Source organism: Streptomyces sp. NPDC005728, from assembly GCF_040630895.1.
Taxonomy (GTDB): Bacteria; Actinomycetota; Actinomycetes; order Streptomycetales; family Streptomycetaceae; genus Streptomyces.
This window is the reverse complement of the sequence record NZ_JBEXYL010000022.1, coordinates 54,806-69,405: the sequence shown is the minus strand read 5'-3', so window position 1 is coordinate 69,405 and position 14,600 is coordinate 54,806. Positions and strand designations below refer to the sequence as shown.

Sequence of the window (14,600 nt, the reverse complement as noted above, 5' to 3'; positions counted from 1 at the left end):
TGATCACGCAGGTCAACCCTACCGCACGCGCACGGGTTCCCGTGTCGCCTCCGCCGGAACGGAGCCCGCCGAACGGCTCGTGCGGCGGACCGGGACGAGGAGGGCGGCGCCGGCCGCGGCCAGGCAGAGGAGGGCGAGCAGGGCCCAGCCGTGGGTGTAGCCGGAGGCGTAGGGCAGACCGGAGGGCTGCAGGCGGCCGGTGACCAGGACACTGGTGAGCGCGGCGCCGATGGAGCCGCCGATCGTACGGACGTTGGCGTTCATGCCGGTGGCCGCGCCCGTCTGCTCGGGCGGGACGCTGCCCACGATCAGGTTGGCCATGGAGGCGAAGGCGAGTCCGATGCCCAGACCGAACAGGCCCGCGACGACGGCGATCTGCCACTGCGCGTCGTGCCAGAGGGTCAGGAAGCCGCAGGCAAGGGCGCCGAGCGCGGCGCCCGTCGTGAGCAACGCCTTGGCACCGACGCGCGGTTCGAGCCGCCCGGACAGGACGCCCGAGACGAACATCGCGAGCAGCATCGGCAGCATGAGCAGGCCGGACGCGGTGACGCTCGCGCCGAAGCCGTAGCCGGCCGCGGACGGCGTCTGGACGAAGCCGGGCAGGAAGGACCAGATCGCGTACATGCCCGCGCCGAACAGCAGGGCGGCCGCGTTGGTCGTCCACACGGCGGGCAGACGCATCACGCGCAGGTCGATGAGGGGGCTGCGGGAGCGGGCCTCGGTGGCCAGCCACAGCGCGAACAGCACTGCGGCGGCGGCGAACAGGCCGAGTACCTTCGCCGAGCCCCAACCCCACTGACCGGCCTGGCTCAGCGGCAGCAGCAGGGCCACCAGCCAGGCGGAGAGGAGGACGGCACCGAGCCAGCTGACCTTGCCCTGGGCGCGGTTGGGCGACTCGGGGACGTAGCGCAGGGCGATCAGGACGGTCACGGCGACGATGGCCACCGGGATCCAGAACAGCCAGCGGTAGTCGAGGGCGGCGACGATGGGTCCGGCCGCCACCATGCCGACACCGCCGCCCGCGGCGATCACGGCGGACAGGTTGCTGATGGAGCCGCTCACCTCGGACGGGGCGAGCTCGTCCCGGATGATGCCGAAGGAGAGCGGGAAGAGGGCGCCGCCGACGCCCTGGACGACGCGGGCGACGATCAGCACGCCGATGGACGGGGCGAGCGCGGCGACGAGACAGCCGGCCAGGACGGCCACGAGAACCGCGACGAGGGTGCGTTTCTTGCCGACGAGGTCGCCGACGCGGCCGAGGATCGGGGTGAACACCGAGGCGGACAGCAGGTACGCCGTCATCACCCAGGTCGCGGTGGACTGCGAGGTGTGCAGCGCGTGCTGGACGGTCGGCAGGGCCGGCGCGATCAGCGACTGCAGCATGGAGAACACGCCGGCACCGGTCGCGAGGACCGCGAAGGTGAGGCGGGTGGAGGTGCGGGGCATGAAGAGCCTCTCCGGAATCGGAACGCGGAGGGTGGGACGTGAAGGGGTGGGACGTGAAGGGCGGGATGTGGAGCGCTGGACGCCTTGAGGAGGGGACGGGCGGTGCGTGCTGCGCAGGGCCCGTGCTCACAGGGGTGCGGGAGGCCGGCGCCCGGACGCGTCCGTCCGCGGCGCAGCCACCCCCGCACTGCTAAAGTGGAGGTACCCCTCCACTGTAGCGGAGGCACCCCTCCGGTTCAACCGATTCCCTTCCGGGAGGCAGCTGTGACGGCCACGCCGTTCCCCGTCAGCGAGATCGTCGCGACCCGCCGGCCGCACCGCAAGGACGCCGCCCGTAACTACGACGCCCTGCTCGTGGCCGCCCGCGAGGCGTTCGCCGAGCACGGCGCGGAAGCCTCCCTGGAGGACATCGCCCGCCGCGCGGGCGTCGGCATCGGCACCCTGTACCGGAACTTCCCCACCCGCCGCGACCTCTTCGAGGCCGTCTACGCGGACGAGGTGAACGCTCTGTGCCAGGCCGCCGTCGAGCTGGCCGGCCGGGAGCCGTGGGAGGCGCTCACCGCATGGCTGGACCGGTTCGCCGGTTACATGGTCACCAAGCGCGCGGTCCGCGAGGCGCTGAACGACGAGTCGGACATCTTCATGGCCTGCCGCGAGTCGATGTTCGCGGCCGGCGGCCCGCTGCTGGAGCGCACCCAGGAGGCGGGCGTGGCCCGGGCGGACATGGACATCGGCGACCTGCTGCGGATGGTCTCCGGCATCACGGCGACGGCGTTCGACGACGACGCCCAGCGCGACCGCGTGCTGTCCATCGCGCTGGACGGGGTGCGCACCGTCCGCTGAGTCCGGCCCTCCAGCCGGACACCGACCCCCTGCCCGGCCGCACCCCGGTCGCCTACTTGATGAGCGCGTTGGCCACCACCACGACCACCCCGAGCACCGCGTCCATCAGCCCGATGAGGACGCCGGCCGGCCAACTGCGCGCCGACCGACGGGCGGTGACCAGCCCGAGGGCGAAGAGCAGGGTGATGTTCAGGGCGAACACCGGATACTCGACGCCGTTCGGGGGCCACCAGCCCCAGCCCGCGCCCAAGAGCAGGAAGACCGTCGGCAGGACGGCCGTGACCAGCGGCCACTCGTCGACGAGGGTGTGCACGACGTCCCAGCGGCGGTGCGGCCCCCGCTCGGCGATGTAGTGGGCGTAGCCGTGGGCCAGGGCGGAGGCGCATGCGGTGACCAGCAGCCAGAGGGCGTCGTAGCGGCGGCTGGCGGCGGAGCTGTGCCCGTACTGGGTGAGGGCGGCGACCATCGAACTGGCCAGGACGGCGCCGTAGACCCCGCCGAACAGGACGGCCTCGTGCGTGTCGTGCTGCCGGTGCGGCTCGGCCGCGGCCGCCGTGGACTCAGCCATGCACCCACGATCACCCGCGCCCCACGCCGCCGCCAGTCCGCGCGACCCGACGACATGTCCTCCCACCAGGCCCGATGCCGCACACTCTGTCGACGGCGAGGCGGCGCCGACGCTGGTTAGGGTCGCCCCATGACGCACAGCTTCGCGCTCCACATCCCTGACGCCGCCCTCGAACCCGAGCCCCTCGACCCGGAGCAGATCGTCTCCGGGAACCCGGAGGTGACCGGGAAGGTGGTCTGGGAGTCGGCGGACGGCCGACAGGTCCGCGGTATCTGGCAGATCACGCCGGGCGTGGTCACCGACACCGAGGCGGACGAGCTGTTCGTGGTGGTCAGCGGTTCGGCGACGATCGAGGTCGAGGGCGGGCCGACGCTCCGGGTGGGACCCGGTGACATGGCGGTGCTGCGCGCGGGCGACCGTACGACGTGGACCGTGCACGAGACACTGCGCAAGGCCTACGCGATCAACCTGTGAGGGCCGGGGGCGCCGCGGTGGTGCCCCGGATCTCCAGCGTGGGTACGGCGAGGTGGACCCGGCCCGCTCCCCCGGGCGTCTCGAAGCGGTCGAGGAGACAGCGGGCGGCGCGCCGGCCGACCTCGTGCGGGGCGGTGTCGACGGTGGTCAGCCAGACGTGCCGGAGCCGGGAGATGCTGGTGTTGTCGTATCCGGCCACCGAAAGGTCGTACGGCACGCGCAGACCCAGCTCCCCGGCCGCCGACAGCGCGCCGACGGAGGCCATGTCGTTGACGGCGAAGAGGGCGGTGGGCCGGTCGGGGCGGCTGAGCAGCCGTACGGTGCCCCGGTAGCCGCCCTCCTCGGTCAGGTCGCCGGGCTCGACCAGCGGCTCGGCGCCGTGTGCCCGCATGGCCGTCTCGAAGCCGCGCCGCCGCAGCTCGCCGACGGCGCCGTGCCCCGCGAGGTGGGCGATCCGGCGGTGGCCGAGGCCCAGCAGGTGCTCGGTGGCCAGTCGGGCCCCGTGCTCGTCGTCCCCGGCGACGACGTCCACGCCCGGCGGCTGCGGCTCGCGGGCGCCCGCCACGACCACCGGTATCCGCTGCGCGAGCGCGCCGAGCCCGCCCGCACCCGGGACCGTGCCCACGACCACGAGGCCGTCGGCACGCAGTTCCAGGAACGGTTCGGCGAGGTCGTGGCCCATCCGCCGGTTCAGGCGGGCGTCGGCGAGCAGCATGTGCAGGCCGGCCGCGTGCAGCAGGGAGTTCAGGCCGTCGAGCAGGTCGACGAACCAGGGGTTGCGCAGGTCGTCGAGGAGAACGCCGACGGTACGGGTGCGCTGTTCACTGAGGCTGCGGGCGGCCGTGTTCGGCCGGTAGCCCAGCTCCCGTACGGCCCTCAGGACGGCGTCCCGTTTCTCGGCGCGCACCTGGCCCGAGCCGCGCAGCACCAGCGAGACCAGCGACTTGGACACTCCGGCACGTTCGGCCACGTCACGGATCGTCGGCGGTCTCATGGGGTGGACCGTTCCATGTGACGGGCCGGACTGTCAAAGGGTTGACACGACACCATTCCCCCTCGCCGAGGGGTTGACGGGCAAGCTATGTCAGTACAAAGGTGGCCCGGAAGAAATATGGACCGGTCCAAAGAGGGGCTGTCATGGTGGATGCGCTCGGTGTCGCCGTCGTCGGGTTCGGCTGGATGGGGCGGGTGCACACCCAGGCCTACGCCCGCGTCCGGCACCACTTTCCCCGGCTGCCCCTGCGTCCCGAGCTGGTGACGGTCGCCGAGGAGGTGCCGGACCGCGCGGAGGAAGCCGCCGAGCAGTTCGGGTTCGCCTCCGCCACCCGCGACTGGCGCGAGGTGGCCGCCGACCCGCGGGTGCGGGCCGTCAGCATCACCGCGCCCAACTTCCTGCACCGGGAGATCGGTGTCGCGATGGCCGAGGCGGGCAAGCACCTCTGGATCGAGAAGCCGGTGGGCCTGACCGGTGCGGACGCGCGGGCGGTGGCCGACGCGGTCGCCCGGGCCGGCGTGCAGGGCACGGTCGGCTTCAACTACCGCAACGCACCCGCCGTGGAGGCCGCCCGCGACCTGATCGCCGCCGGGGAGATCGGCACGGTCACGCATGCCCGCATCCGTCTGTTCAGCGACTACGCGGCCCACCCCGACGGCGCCCTGACCTGGCGGTACGAGCGTGAGCGCGGCGGCAGCGGGGTGCTCGGGGACCTGGCCTCGCACGGCGCCGACCTGGCCCGTTTCCTGCTCGGCGACATCGCCTCCCTGACCGCGGACACGGCGGTCTTCGTCCCGGAGCGGGCCCGCCCGACGGGCGCCACCGCAGGTCATGCGCTGGCCTCCGGCGGCGAGCCGGGCCCGGTCGAGAACGAGGACTACGTCAGCTGCCTGCTGCGCTTCGCCTCCGGCGCCCGCGGTGTCCTGGAGGCCTGCCGGGTCTCGGTCGGCGAGCAGAACAACTACGGCTTCGAGGTGCACGGCACCCGGGGCGCGGTGTTCTGGGACTTCCGCCGGATGAACGAGCTGGCGGTCAGCCGCGGTACGACGTACCAGGACCAGCCGGTGAGCACGGTGTACGTCGGCCCGGGCGACGGCGAGTTCGCCGCGTTCCAGCCGGGCGCGGCCAACGCGATGGGCTACGACGACCTGAAGGTCATCGAGGCGTACCGCTTCCTGCGCTCCATCGCCGAGGGCAGGCCCTGTGGCGCCACCCTGGCCGACGCGGTGCACAGCGCGGCCGTGCTCGACGCGATGACGGTGTCGGCCGGGACCGGGACGTGGGTCAACCTGCCGGTGTCGTAGGCATGTTGTAGGGGGTGACGACCTGGATCGCGGACGGCAGGACCGGGCCGGCCGGCGGCAGGGCGCCGTGGAAGCGCATCACCTCGTGGCAGGCCTCGCGCAGATCGTGGCGCAGATCATGGTGGAGGACGGCGGACAGGCGGTGCTCGCGCAGCAGGCGGGTGTTGTCGTGGTCGAGGTCGTGCGCGACGAACACCGCGCAGTCGCGGCCGAGGTCGGCGAAGGCGCGCAGGGTGGCGTTGTTGCCGCCACCGATGGAGTACACGGCCCGGATCTCCGGGTCGCGTTCCAGGGCGGCGCGGACGAGATCGTACTGGGTGGCGTCCAGGCCCTGTCCCTCGGCGATCTCCACCAGCGTGCGCTCCGGGTGCCGCACCCGCATGACGCTGCGGAAGCCCATCTCGCGCTCCTCCTCGTTACGGAAGAAGCCGCTGCTGAGGCTGGTGAGGACGTTGCCGGGCCGATCGCCGAGCCACTGGCCCGTCAGGTAGGCGGCGGTGGCGCCCGCGGCCCGGTTGTCGATGCCGACGTAGGCGAGGCGGCCGGTGGCGGGCAGGTCGGTGACCAGCGTGACGACCGGGATGCCGGCCGCGGTGAGCCGGCCCACGGCGGCGGTGACCTCGGGGACGTCCGGCGCCTTGAGGATCACGCCCTGCGAGCCCCGGCGGGCGATCCGGTCCAGCGTCGCGGCCTGCTCCGCCGCCGGACCGGTCTCGCGGAAGTGGAAGCGGGAGCGGACCACGGCCGGGTGCAGCGAGGGCAGCTCGGCCTCCAGGGCGGCCCGCACGGCCGTGGTGAACCGTTCGGGTGCCTGCACCACGATGTCGACCATGAAGGTGCTGCCCACCAGCCGGACCTGGGTGCGCTGCCGGTCCAGGTCGGCGATGGCCCGGTGCACCTCCCGGGCGGTGCTCTCCCGCACCCCTCCCCTGCCGTTCAGCACCCGGTCGACGGTGGCCTCGCTGAGTCCTGCCTGACGTGCGATTTCCCGGAGGGGGAACGGGTGGCCCATGGACCGGCTCCTTGAGGGGTTTTTGATGGCTTCCTGCTGGTTGTTCGAGGGGTTTGTACTGACAAGAATGACACCACCACGTCACGCCCGTGACCGAAAGAAGGACGCCGATGTCCCTCACCGCCGCACACGGCCCCCTCTGGCTGTCCGAGCAGGACTGCGACCTCGATGCCTTCCGTGCCCTCGTCGAACGGGGCACCGGTCTCGCGGACTACCCGCACGCCTCGTCGGTGGAGCGGAACGTCCTCGTGTACGACAGCGAGCGGCTCCTGGCGTCCGGTGACCGGCGCGAGGTGCGGGCCGAGCTGTTCCGCGCCCTGGCCGACGGACCCGGCGTCGTCGTCCTCCAGGGCGCCTTTCCCGACCCGTCGGTGGTCGACCGGGCCACGGTCGTCTTCGACACGCTGATCGCCGAGCAGCGTGCCTCGGGCGCGGGCGCGGGGGACCACTTCGCCAGGCCCGGCGCCAACGACCGGGTGTGGAACGCCCTGGAGAAGGCGGCCCTGTACGATCCCGAGGCCTTCGCCGACTACTACGCGAACAGCGTCCTGGCCCTGGTCTCGTCCGCCTGGCTCGGCCCCGCCTACCAGGTCACCTCGCAGATCAACGTGGTCAACCCCGGCGGCGCGGGCCAGACCGCGCACCGCGACTACCACCTCGGCTTCCTCACCAACGAGGTCGCGGCCGCCTACCCCGCCCCCGTGCACCGCCTCTCCCCCGTGCTCACGCTCCAGGGCGCGGTCGCCCACTGCGACATGCCGGTGGAGTCCGGGCCGACCCTGTACCTGCCGTACTCGCAGCGGTACGAGCCCGGCTACCTGGCCTGGCGGCTCCCCGCGTTCCAGGCCTACTTCGAGGCGCACCACGTCCAGCTCCCGCTGGCCAAGGGCGACGCGGCCTTCTTCAACCCCGCCCTCTTCCATGCCGCCGGGACGAACCGCACCGCCGGCGTCCGGCGCATGGCCAACCTCCTCCAGGTGTCCTCCGCCTTCGGACGCGCCATGGAGACGGTGGACCGGGAGGCGGTGGCGAACGCGGTCTTCCCGGTGCTGCTGAAGCGGCGGGCCGAGGGCGTGGGCGAGGACTGGCTGGAGAACGTGATCGCCGCGAGCACCGAGGGCTACCCCTTCCCCACCAACCTCGACAACGACCCGCCGGTCGACGGCCTGGCCCCGCCGTCGCAGGCCGACGTCGTGCGGCGAGCGGTGCGCGAGGAGTGGACGCCGCGCCGCCTGAGGGAGGAACTGCGGGCCGGCACCGAGCGGCGCGAGAGCTGAAAGGGCAGGGACATCATGGGACTTCACGAGGGACTGCTGCGCGACAAGGTCGTCCTCGTCAACGGCGGCAGTCAGGGGGTGGGCGCCGCGATCGCGCGGGCCGCCGTCCGGGCGGGCGCCGTCGTGGCCGTCACCGGGCGCCGCCCCGAACCCGGTGGGGCGCTGGTGGCCGAGCTGGCGGCGGCCGGCGGCGAGGCGATGTACGTCCGTGCCGACCTGGCCGACGCCGGGCAGGCACAGCGGTCCGTGGCCGAGGTGGTCGAGGCGTACGGCCGGATCGACTGCCTGGTGAACTCGGCGGGGCTGACCTCGCGGGGCACCCTGCTGGACACGACACCGGAGCTGTTCGACGCGCACATCGCGATCAACCTCAAGGGGCCGTTCTTCGCGATGCAGGCGGCGGTGGCCGACATGGTGGCCCGGAAGGCGCCCGGCACGATCGTCAACATCATCACGTCCTCGGCACACGGCGGACAGCCCTTCCTGGCGCCGTACGTCGCCGCCAAGGCCGGGCTGGTCGGGCTGACCCGCAACGCCGCCCACGCCCACCGCTGGGACCGGATCCGGATCAACGGCCTGAACATCGGCTGGACGGCGACGGAGGGCGAGGACGCCACCCAGCGCGCCTTCCACGCCGCCGGCGACGACTGGCGGGAGCAGGCCGCCGCCAGGCTGCCGATGGGCAAGCTCGGCCAGCCGGACGAAATCGCCGACTTCGTGGTCTTCCTGCTCTCCGACCGGTCCGGGGTGGTCACCGGTTCGGTGATCGACTGGGACCAGAACGTGCTCGGCGGCCTCGACTAGTTCTCCCCTTCAGCACCCTCGCACCTTAGGAGCTGCACCCCCATGCGTATCGGAATCCTCGGCCTCGGCCGCATCGGCACCTTCCACGCCGAGACACTCTCCGGGCTCGACGCCGTCCGGTCCCTCGTCGTGACCGACCCGTTCGCGGACGCGGCCAAGGCCGCGGCCGAGCGGTTCGGGGCCGAGGTCGCCGACTCGCCGGAGGCGCTGCTGGCCGCCGGCGTGGACGGCATCGTGGTGGCGGCCGCGACCGACGCCCACCCCGCGCTGATCCGGGCCGGCGTCGACGCGGGCATCCCCGTCTTCTGCGAGAAGCCGGTCGCCCGCACCATGGCGGAGGGCGTCGCGGTCCTGGAGGCGGTGCGGGGCAGTGACGTGCCGATCCAGATCGGCTACAACCGCCGCTTCGACGCGGGCTTCGTCGCCGCGCGGGCCGCGGTCCTGGCGGGTGAGCTGGGCACGCTGCACACCGTCCGGTCGACGACCCTGGACCCGGCGCCGCCGCCGGCCGCGTACATCGCCGCCTCGGGCGGCATCTTCCGCGACTGCTCCGTCCACGACTTCGACATCATCCGCTGGGTCACCGGCCGCGAGGTCACCGAGGTGTACGCGGTGGGCGGCAACCGGGGCGACGCCTCCATCAAGGAGGCGGGCGACGCCGACACCACCGGCGCGATCCTCACACTGGACGACGGCACGATCGCGGTGGTCTCCAACTCCCGCCACAACGCCCGCGGTTACGACGTCCGCATGGAGCTGCACGGCTTCAAGGACTCGATCGCCGTCGGTCTGGACGACAAGCTGCCGCTGCGCTCGGTCGAGCCCGGCGTGGCCTTCCCCTCCGGCACCCCGCACGACTTCTTCATGGACCGCTTCACCGAGGCCTACCGCGCCGAACTCATCGCGTTCACGGAGGTCGTCGCGGGCAGCCGGCCCTCCCCCTGCACCATCGAGGACGCCCTGGAGGCCGGCTGGATCGCCGAGGCCTGCACGCTGTCCCTGCACGAGCACCGTCCGGTGACGCTCGCGGAGGTGCGCGGGGCCTGACCCTATGCGGCACGTGGCCCGGGTCCTGGCCGGGCCGGCGGATCGGTCCGCCGGCCCGGCCAGGACATGCGCATGCCTGGCCAGCAGCCGCGCGGACCCGGCCAGGAGCTGCGCGGGCCTGGCCGTACTGCCCGTAGCACTCGGGCGACGGCTTCGGGGGACCTCGTCACACCGGCGCGGGACAGCACCCTGCGTGCCGCGGGCCGCGCCGGCAGCCGGGGCCGCCCGGGTGGTGACGACGGCCGCCGCGAACGCCGCGAGCCCCTCGTCGTACGCCACCGAGGGTGCCACCGGCTACGAGCACCGCGGCACCGTCCCGCCCGGTGCGGCTCAGAGGCAGTAGCGCACCAGCCACTCGTCCGCGCTGTAGCGGTCGCGGGCCGGGTCGGGCAGGGTCGCCGGCCTGGTCTCCACCATGTCCTGCGGGCGTATCCGCTCGGGCAGGCGCCCGAAGCGGCTGTGGCGCTCGGTGGCGGCCGGCTCGGCTGCCTGCTGGGGCGTCTCGCGGAGTTCCGTACGGTCTGTCATGGTGTCCTCCCCGTCCTCGCGAGCGTTCCCCCGTCGAACTCAGAACGCCCGCACGCCCCCGTTCGTTCCCGCCCCGCGTCCGACCGAACCCTCAGGCCCCGCACGACCTCAGGAACCTGCGCGTCCGGACCGCGATCGGCAGCGGCTTGTCCGGCTCGCACGGGTACATGTCCTGTTCGACGATCGCGAACAGGTCCACGCCGAGCCGTTGCGCCGCCTGCAGGACCGGACCCAGCTCCGGGACCCCGGACGGCGGTTCACACATCACGCCCCGCTGCACGGCGGGCCCGAACGGCACCTCGTTCGCCACGACCTCGGCGAGGATCGCCGGGTCGACCTGCTTGAGGTGCAGGTAGCCGATGCGCTCGCCGTAGGTCTCGATCAGCTTGACGCTGTCACCGCCGCAGTAGGCGTAGTGCCCGGTGTCCAGGCAGAGGTTGACCAGTTCGGAGTCGGTGGAGTCGAGGAAGCGCTCGACGTGGTCCTCGGTGTCGATGTGCGTGTCTGCGTGCGGATGGACGACGAGTTCGAGGCCGTACGTCTCGCCGACCTCGTGGCCGAGCCGTTCCATGCCCTTGGTCAGGTGCGCCCACTGCTCGGCCGTCAGCTCCGGCGGCTCCAGGATCTCGGCGGTCTTGTCGTCCCGCCAGAACGAGGGGATGACGACCAGGTGCCGCGCGCCCGTCGCCTGGGCGAGGGAGGCCACCTGGCTGACGTGGGCCCACGTCTCCTCCCACACGGACGGGCCGCGGTGCATGCCGGTGAAGACCGTGCCGGCCGACACCTTCAGGTTCCGCCGCACCAGCTCGTCCGTCAGTCGTGCCGGATCGGTGGGCAGGTATCCGTACGGGCCCAGTTCGATCCAGTCGTAGCCGGCCTCGGCCACCTCGTCGAGGAAGCGTTCCCAGGGGACCTGCTGCGGGTCGTCCGGGAACCAGACGCCCCAGGAGTCGGGGGCCGAGCCGACCCGGATGCGGTCCAGAGGAGACGGGTTGGCCATGTCAGGTGGTCCTTTCCTGGGGGGTCGCCACCGGTGCGGTGAGGTCCTCCTCCTCGGGGAGTTCCTCGACGTCCACGCCGCGCACCTGGGCCAGCTCGTGCTTGAGGGCGGCGAGTTCGGCGCCGCCCGCCATGTGGTTGGTCAGTTCCTCCAGCGTGATCTGGCTGCGCTCGGCGCTGAGTTCGAGGGTGCCGAGGCGCAGGACGCTGAAGTGGTCGCCGACCATGTAGGCGTGGTGGGGGTTGTGGGTGATGAAGATGACGCCGAGGCCGCGGTCGCGGGCGGCGGCGATGTACTTCAGCACGACGCCGGACTGCTTGACGCCGAGCGCGGCGGTCGGCTCGTCCAGGATGAGGACGCGGGCGCCGAAGTAGACGGCGCGGGCGATGGCCACGCACTGGCGCTGGCCGCCGGAGAGGGTGCCGATGGGCTGTTCCAGGTCGTCCAGGACTATGCCCATGTTGCGCAGTTCCCGGTCGGCGGTGGCCTTCATGCGGGCGATGTCCAGGCGGCGGACCGGCCACGGGCCCTTGGTCATCTCGGAGCCGAGGAAGAAGTTCCGCCACACCGGCATCAGGGGGACGGTGGCGAGGTCCTGGTAGACGGTCGCGATGCCCTTGTCGAGGGCCTCGCGCGGGGTGCTGAAGCGCACCGGCTCGCCGTCCACCAGGAAGTCACCCTCGGTGTGCTGGTGCAGCCCGGAGATGATCTTGATGAGGGTGGACTTGCCGGCGCCGTTGTCGCCGAGGACACAGGTCACCTGGCTCGTGCGGACCTTGAGGTCGACGCCGTGCAGGGCGCGGATGTTGCCGTAGGACTTGCCCGCGCCGCGCAGTTCGACGATCGGGCCGTCCTGGGCGGGCGCGGTGTCCTTGAGGACGGCGCCGTGGGTTCCGGTTCCGTTCGTGGTCATCGGTGTCACCTCCGCGTCGCCGTGCGCTGGACCCACAGATTGATCAGGACGGCGCCGAGCAGCATCACGCCGAGGAAGGCCTTGAACCAGTCGGGGTTCCAGCCGGCGAAGACGATGCCCTGGTTGACCATGCCGAACATGAACGCGCCGAAGACCGGGCCGATCGCGGAGCCGTAGCCGCCGGTGAGCAGACAGCCGCCGATGACCGCCGCGGCGATGTAGATCAGCTCCTGCCCGACGCCCTCGCCGGACTGCACGGTGTTGAAGGAGAACAGATTGTGCATGCCGATGAACCAGGCGCCGAAGCCGACCAGCATGAACAGCGTGATCTTGGTGAAGTTCACGGGGACACCGACGGCGCGGGCGCTCTCCTTGTTGCCGCCGACCGCGAAGATCCAGTTGCCGTACTTGGTGCGCAGCAGCACCCAGGTGGCCAGGGCCGCGAAGACCAGCCAGTAGAAGACCGTGATCTTCACCTGGACGCCGCCGATGTCGACGGAGGACGCGAAGATTTTCCTGGCCTGGTCGAAGCCGTCCATGTTGCTGATGTCGTCGGTGGCGACGTTGCCGGTGACCAGCTTGGTCACGGCCAGGTTCACGCCCTGGAGGATCAGGAAGGTGCCGAGGGTGACCAGGAAGCTGGGCAGCCCGGTCTTCACCACCATCCAGCCGTTGAAGGCGCCGATGGCGAGCGAGAGGAAGAGGGCGACGATCACTCCGGTCCACACGTTCACGGTCAGCTGGTAGCTGAGCATGCTCGCGGTGAGCGCGGAGGTGATCACGGCGACGCCGGCCGAGAGGTCGAACTCGCCGCCGATCATCAGCAGGGCGACCGGGAGGGCCATGATGCCGATGGTCGAGGACTGGTAGAGGACCGTCGCGATCGAGCTGCCCTGGCGGAGCGAGGGCGCCACGATCAGGAAGAAGACCAGGACGGCCAGGGCACCCAGGAAGACACCGACTTCGGGCCGGGCCAGCAGCCGGAGCGCCAGGGGGCGCCGGGCGGTGCGGCCGTCCCGCTCCTTGGGTCCGGACGCCGGCGGCCCCCCGATCGCCGGCTCAGCCTGCTGGGTCATGCTCATCACCGGGTGCCCTTCTCGGCGAACTGGGCGACCTGGTCGACGTTGGACTTGTCGACGAAGGCCGGGCCGGTGAGCACCGGCTGCTCGCCGCCGCCGCTGTAGTTCCCGTTGTTCTTGTACAGCCACAGCGAGTCGACCGCGAGGTACCCCTGCAGGTACGGCTGCTGGTCGACCGCGAACTGGATGGTGCCCTTCTGGATGGCGCTGGTCAGGTTCTTGTTCAGGTCGAAGGTGGCGACCTTGGCCTTGCTGCCCGCGTCGCCCAACGACTGCACCGCGGTCAGCGCGAAGGGGGCGCCGAGCGTGACCACGTAGTCGATGGCGCTGTCCTGCTTCAGCTTGGCCGTGATCGTCGACTGCACGGACGGCATGTCGGTGCCGTTCACGTACAGCGTCTCAGTCGTGCCGGAAAACGTCTTCTTCACACCGTCGCAGCGCTGGGTGAGGCCGACATTGCCCTGCTCCTGGACCACGCAGACGGCCTTCTTGGCACCGACCTCGTTCAGCTTCTTGCCGAACGCCTCGCCCGCCACCGACTCGTCCTGCCCGAAGAACTCCAGGAGGCCGAGCTTCTTCCAGTCGCTGACGCCGGAGTTCAGTCCGACCACCGGGATCTTGGCCGCGTTCGCCTTGCTGACCACGTCCTTCATGGCGTCCGGCTTGGCCAGGGTGATCGCGATGCCGTCGACCTTCTGGTCGATCGCGTTCTGGACCAGGTTGGCCTGGTTGCCGGCGTTCGGGTCGGCGGAGTAGATCAGCTTGATGTTGTCCTTGGCGGCGGCGGCCTCGGCGCCCTTGCGGACGATGTCCCAGAAGGTGTCGCCCGGCGACTGGTGGGTCACCAGCGCGACGGTCATCCGCGGGGTGTTCGCCTTGCCCGCCGAGGCGTTCGAACCTCCCTCTTCGGACTTCTTCCCCCCGGAGCTGCTGGAGCAGCCGGCGAGGGTGAGGGCTGCCGCGGCGGCCAGGGCCACGACCGGGGCCAGCCTGCGGGAGCGGGAGCGAGAAGAGCGGTCCATCTTGCCTGCACCTCACTGTGCTACGGGGAAGGGACGCTGTTGCGTTGGGACGGGATCCAAGTCCCTGCCGAGCCCGCTGTCAATACTTTGTTAAGACATCATTTCACAAGGTGGTCCGAATGTAAGTACAAACCATTGACAGTGCCGCCTGTCCGCCCCTACACCTGGAAGGCATGAGCCACTCGACGGTTCCCGTCCGCCCAGTACACCGCACACGACGGCGAACGGCACCGGCTGACCGCCGGCATCCCGGACGCCTTCGGGCCGCCATCCGTGTCCCGGAAGGAGG

The 14,600-nt window shown here is 71.6% G+C and carries 16 protein-coding genes; 7 read left to right on the top strand and 9 right to left on the bottom strand.

Annotated elements, in window-relative coordinates; genetic code table 11:
• Positions 1-18: 18 nt before the first annotated feature.
• Positions 19-1,446 (bottom strand): MFS transporter, encoded by a 1,428-nt coding sequence (locus ABZ471_RS17380; RefSeq protein ID WP_359067311.1) that lies wholly within the window; start codon positions 1,444-1,446, stop codon positions 19-21.
• Between the two features lie 264 nt (positions 1,447-1,710).
• Here ABZ471_RS17380 and ABZ471_RS17375 point away from each other — a divergent pair, with 264 nt between their 5' ends.
• On the top strand, positions 1,711-2,289 hold the full coding sequence (locus ABZ471_RS17375) for a helix-turn-helix domain-containing protein (RefSeq protein WP_359067309.1): 579 nt from the start codon (positions 1,711-1,713) through the stop codon (positions 2,287-2,289).
• A gap of 52 nt (positions 2,290-2,341) precedes the next feature.
• Here the strand turns inward: ABZ471_RS17375 and ABZ471_RS17370 are convergent, their stop codons facing one another.
• Positions 2,342-2,857 (bottom strand): hypothetical protein, encoded by a 516-nt coding sequence (locus tag ABZ471_RS17370; protein WP_359067307.1) that lies wholly within the window; start codon positions 2,855-2,857, stop codon positions 2,342-2,344.
• Positions 2,858-2,986: 129 nt separating this feature from the next.
• On the opposite strand from ABZ471_RS17370, the gene ABZ471_RS17365 reads away from it, so the two are divergent.
• Positions 2,987-3,331 carry a cupin domain-containing protein gene (locus tag ABZ471_RS17365; RefSeq protein ID WP_359067305.1) on the top strand — a complete coding sequence of 115 codons (345 nt, stop codon included), beginning with the start codon at positions 2,987-2,989 and terminating at the stop codon, positions 3,329-3,331.
• Here the strand turns inward: ABZ471_RS17365 and ABZ471_RS17360 are convergent.
• Entirely contained in the window at positions 3,321-4,325 is a 1,005-nt protein-coding gene (locus ABZ471_RS17360) for a LacI family DNA-binding transcriptional regulator (protein ID WP_359067303.1), read from the bottom strand. The genes ABZ471_RS17365 and ABZ471_RS17360 overlap by 11 nt on opposite strands.
• Before the next feature lie 143 nt (positions 4,326-4,468).
• Here ABZ471_RS17360 and ABZ471_RS17355 point away from each other — a divergent pair, with 143 nt between their 5' ends.
• Positions 4,469-5,629, top strand: a complete 1,161-nt coding sequence (locus ABZ471_RS17355) for a Gfo/Idh/MocA family oxidoreductase (RefSeq protein WP_359067301.1) — start codon at positions 4,469-4,471, stop codon at positions 5,627-5,629.
• Here ABZ471_RS17355 and ABZ471_RS17350 read toward each other — a convergent pair.
• The gene (locus ABZ471_RS17350) at positions 5,610-6,641 is read right to left on the bottom strand and encodes a LacI family DNA-binding transcriptional regulator (protein ID WP_359067299.1); all 1,032 of its coding nucleotides are present in this window, start codon (positions 6,639-6,641) and stop codon (positions 5,610-5,612) included. The genes ABZ471_RS17355 and ABZ471_RS17350 overlap by 20 nt on opposite strands.
• A gap of 110 nt (positions 6,642-6,751) precedes the next feature.
• Between ABZ471_RS17350 and ABZ471_RS17345 the strand changes: the two genes are divergently transcribed.
• From ABZ471_RS17345 to ABZ471_RS17330, 4 genes are all read left to right on the top strand, one after another.
• Positions 6,752-7,918: a phytanoyl-CoA dioxygenase family protein gene (locus ABZ471_RS17345; RefSeq protein WP_359067297.1), complete on the top strand. Its 1,167-nt coding sequence runs from the start codon at positions 6,752-6,754 to the stop codon at positions 7,916-7,918.
• A gap of 15 nt (positions 7,919-7,933) precedes the next feature.
• The gene (locus ABZ471_RS17340) at positions 7,934-8,722 is read left to right on the top strand and encodes an SDR family oxidoreductase (protein ID WP_359067295.1); all 789 of its coding nucleotides are present in this window, start codon (positions 7,934-7,936) and stop codon (positions 8,720-8,722) included.
• Between the two features lie 42 nt (positions 8,723-8,764).
• A complete protein-coding gene (locus ABZ471_RS17335) occupies positions 8,765-9,769 on the top strand; it encodes a Gfo/Idh/MocA family oxidoreductase (RefSeq protein WP_359067293.1) in 1,005 nt (334 codons plus the stop codon).
• A 193-nt stretch (positions 9,770-9,962) separates the two neighbouring features.
• Complete coding sequence (locus tag ABZ471_RS17330) at positions 9,963-10,112, top strand: hypothetical protein (RefSeq protein ID WP_359067291.1); 150 nt, start codon at positions 9,963-9,965, stop codon at positions 10,110-10,112.
• On the opposite strand, the gene ABZ471_RS17325 is transcribed toward ABZ471_RS17330, so the two are convergent.
• The 5 genes from ABZ471_RS17325 to ABZ471_RS17305 form a co-directional block, all read right to left on the bottom strand.
• The gene (locus tag ABZ471_RS17325) at positions 10,100-10,297 is read right to left on the bottom strand and encodes a hypothetical protein (RefSeq protein WP_359067289.1); all 198 of its coding nucleotides are present in this window, start codon (positions 10,295-10,297) and stop codon (positions 10,100-10,102) included. The two genes, ABZ471_RS17330 and ABZ471_RS17325, sit on opposite strands and share 13 nt — an antisense overlap.
• A gap of 91 nt (positions 10,298-10,388) precedes the next feature.
• Entirely contained in the window at positions 10,389-11,297 is a 909-nt protein-coding gene (locus ABZ471_RS17320; protein ID WP_359067287.1) for a sugar phosphate isomerase/epimerase, read from the bottom strand.
• A 1-nt stretch (position 11,298) separates the two neighbouring features.
• Complete coding sequence (locus ABZ471_RS17315; RefSeq protein ID WP_359067285.1) at positions 11,299-12,210, bottom strand: ATP-binding cassette domain-containing protein; 912 nt, start codon at positions 12,208-12,210, stop codon at positions 11,299-11,301.
• A 5-nt stretch (positions 12,211-12,215) separates the two neighbouring features.
• On the bottom strand, positions 12,216-13,292 hold the full coding sequence (locus tag ABZ471_RS17310) for an ABC transporter permease (RefSeq protein WP_359067282.1): 1,077 nt from the start codon (positions 13,290-13,292) through the stop codon (positions 12,216-12,218).
• Entirely contained in the window at positions 13,292-14,311 is a 1,020-nt protein-coding gene (locus ABZ471_RS17305) for a sugar ABC transporter substrate-binding protein (protein WP_359067280.1), read from the bottom strand. Before ABZ471_RS17305 ends, ABZ471_RS17310 begins: the two co-directional genes overlap by 1 nt.
• Positions 14,312-14,600 lie beyond the last annotated feature (289 nt).

Bases quoted from the DNA above. Each gene is read 5' to 3' on its own strand.
- ABZ471_RS17380 (WP_359067311.1), bottom strand. From the start codon at position 1,446: ATGCCCCGCACCTCCACCCGCCTCACCTTCGCGGTCCTCGCGACCGGT.
- ABZ471_RS17370 (WP_359067307.1), bottom strand. From the start codon at position 2,857: ATGGCTGAGTCCACGGCGGCCGCGGCCGAGCCGCACCGGCAGCACGAC.
- ABZ471_RS17365 (WP_359067305.1), top strand. From the start codon at position 2,987: ATGACGCACAGCTTCGCGCTCCACATCCCTGACGCCGCCCTCGAACCC.
- ABZ471_RS17360 (WP_359067303.1), bottom strand. From the start codon at position 4,325: ATGAGACCGCCGACGATCCGTGACGTGGCCGAACGTGCCGGAGTGTCC.
- ABZ471_RS17355 (WP_359067301.1), top strand. From the start codon at position 4,469: ATGGTGGATGCGCTCGGTGTCGCCGTCGTCGGGTTCGGCTGGATGGGG.
- ABZ471_RS17350 (WP_359067299.1), bottom strand. From the start codon at position 6,641: ATGGGCCACCCGTTCCCCCTCCGGGAAATCGCACGTCAGGCAGGACTC.
- ABZ471_RS17345 (WP_359067297.1), top strand. From the start codon at position 6,752: ATGTCCCTCACCGCCGCACACGGCCCCCTCTGGCTGTCCGAGCAGGAC.
- ABZ471_RS17340 (WP_359067295.1), top strand. From the start codon at position 7,934: ATGGGACTTCACGAGGGACTGCTGCGCGACAAGGTCGTCCTCGTCAAC.
- ABZ471_RS17335 (WP_359067293.1), top strand. From the start codon at position 8,765: ATGCGTATCGGAATCCTCGGCCTCGGCCGCATCGGCACCTTCCACGCC.
- ABZ471_RS17325 (WP_359067289.1), bottom strand. From the start codon at position 10,297: ATGACAGACCGTACGGAACTCCGCGAGACGCCCCAGCAGGCAGCCGAG.
- ABZ471_RS17320 (WP_359067287.1), bottom strand. From the start codon at position 11,297: ATGGCCAACCCGTCTCCTCTGGACCGCATCCGGGTCGGCTCGGCCCCC.
- ABZ471_RS17315 (WP_359067285.1), bottom strand. From the start codon at position 12,210: ATGACCACGAACGGAACCGGAACCCACGGCGCCGTCCTCAAGGACACC.
- ABZ471_RS17310 (WP_359067282.1), bottom strand. From the start codon at position 13,292: ATGAGCATGACCCAGCAGGCTGAGCCGGCGATCGGGGGGCCGCCGGCG.
- ABZ471_RS17305 (WP_359067280.1), bottom strand. From the start codon at position 14,311: ATGGACCGCTCTTCTCGCTCCCGCTCCCGCAGGCTGGCCCCGGTCGTG.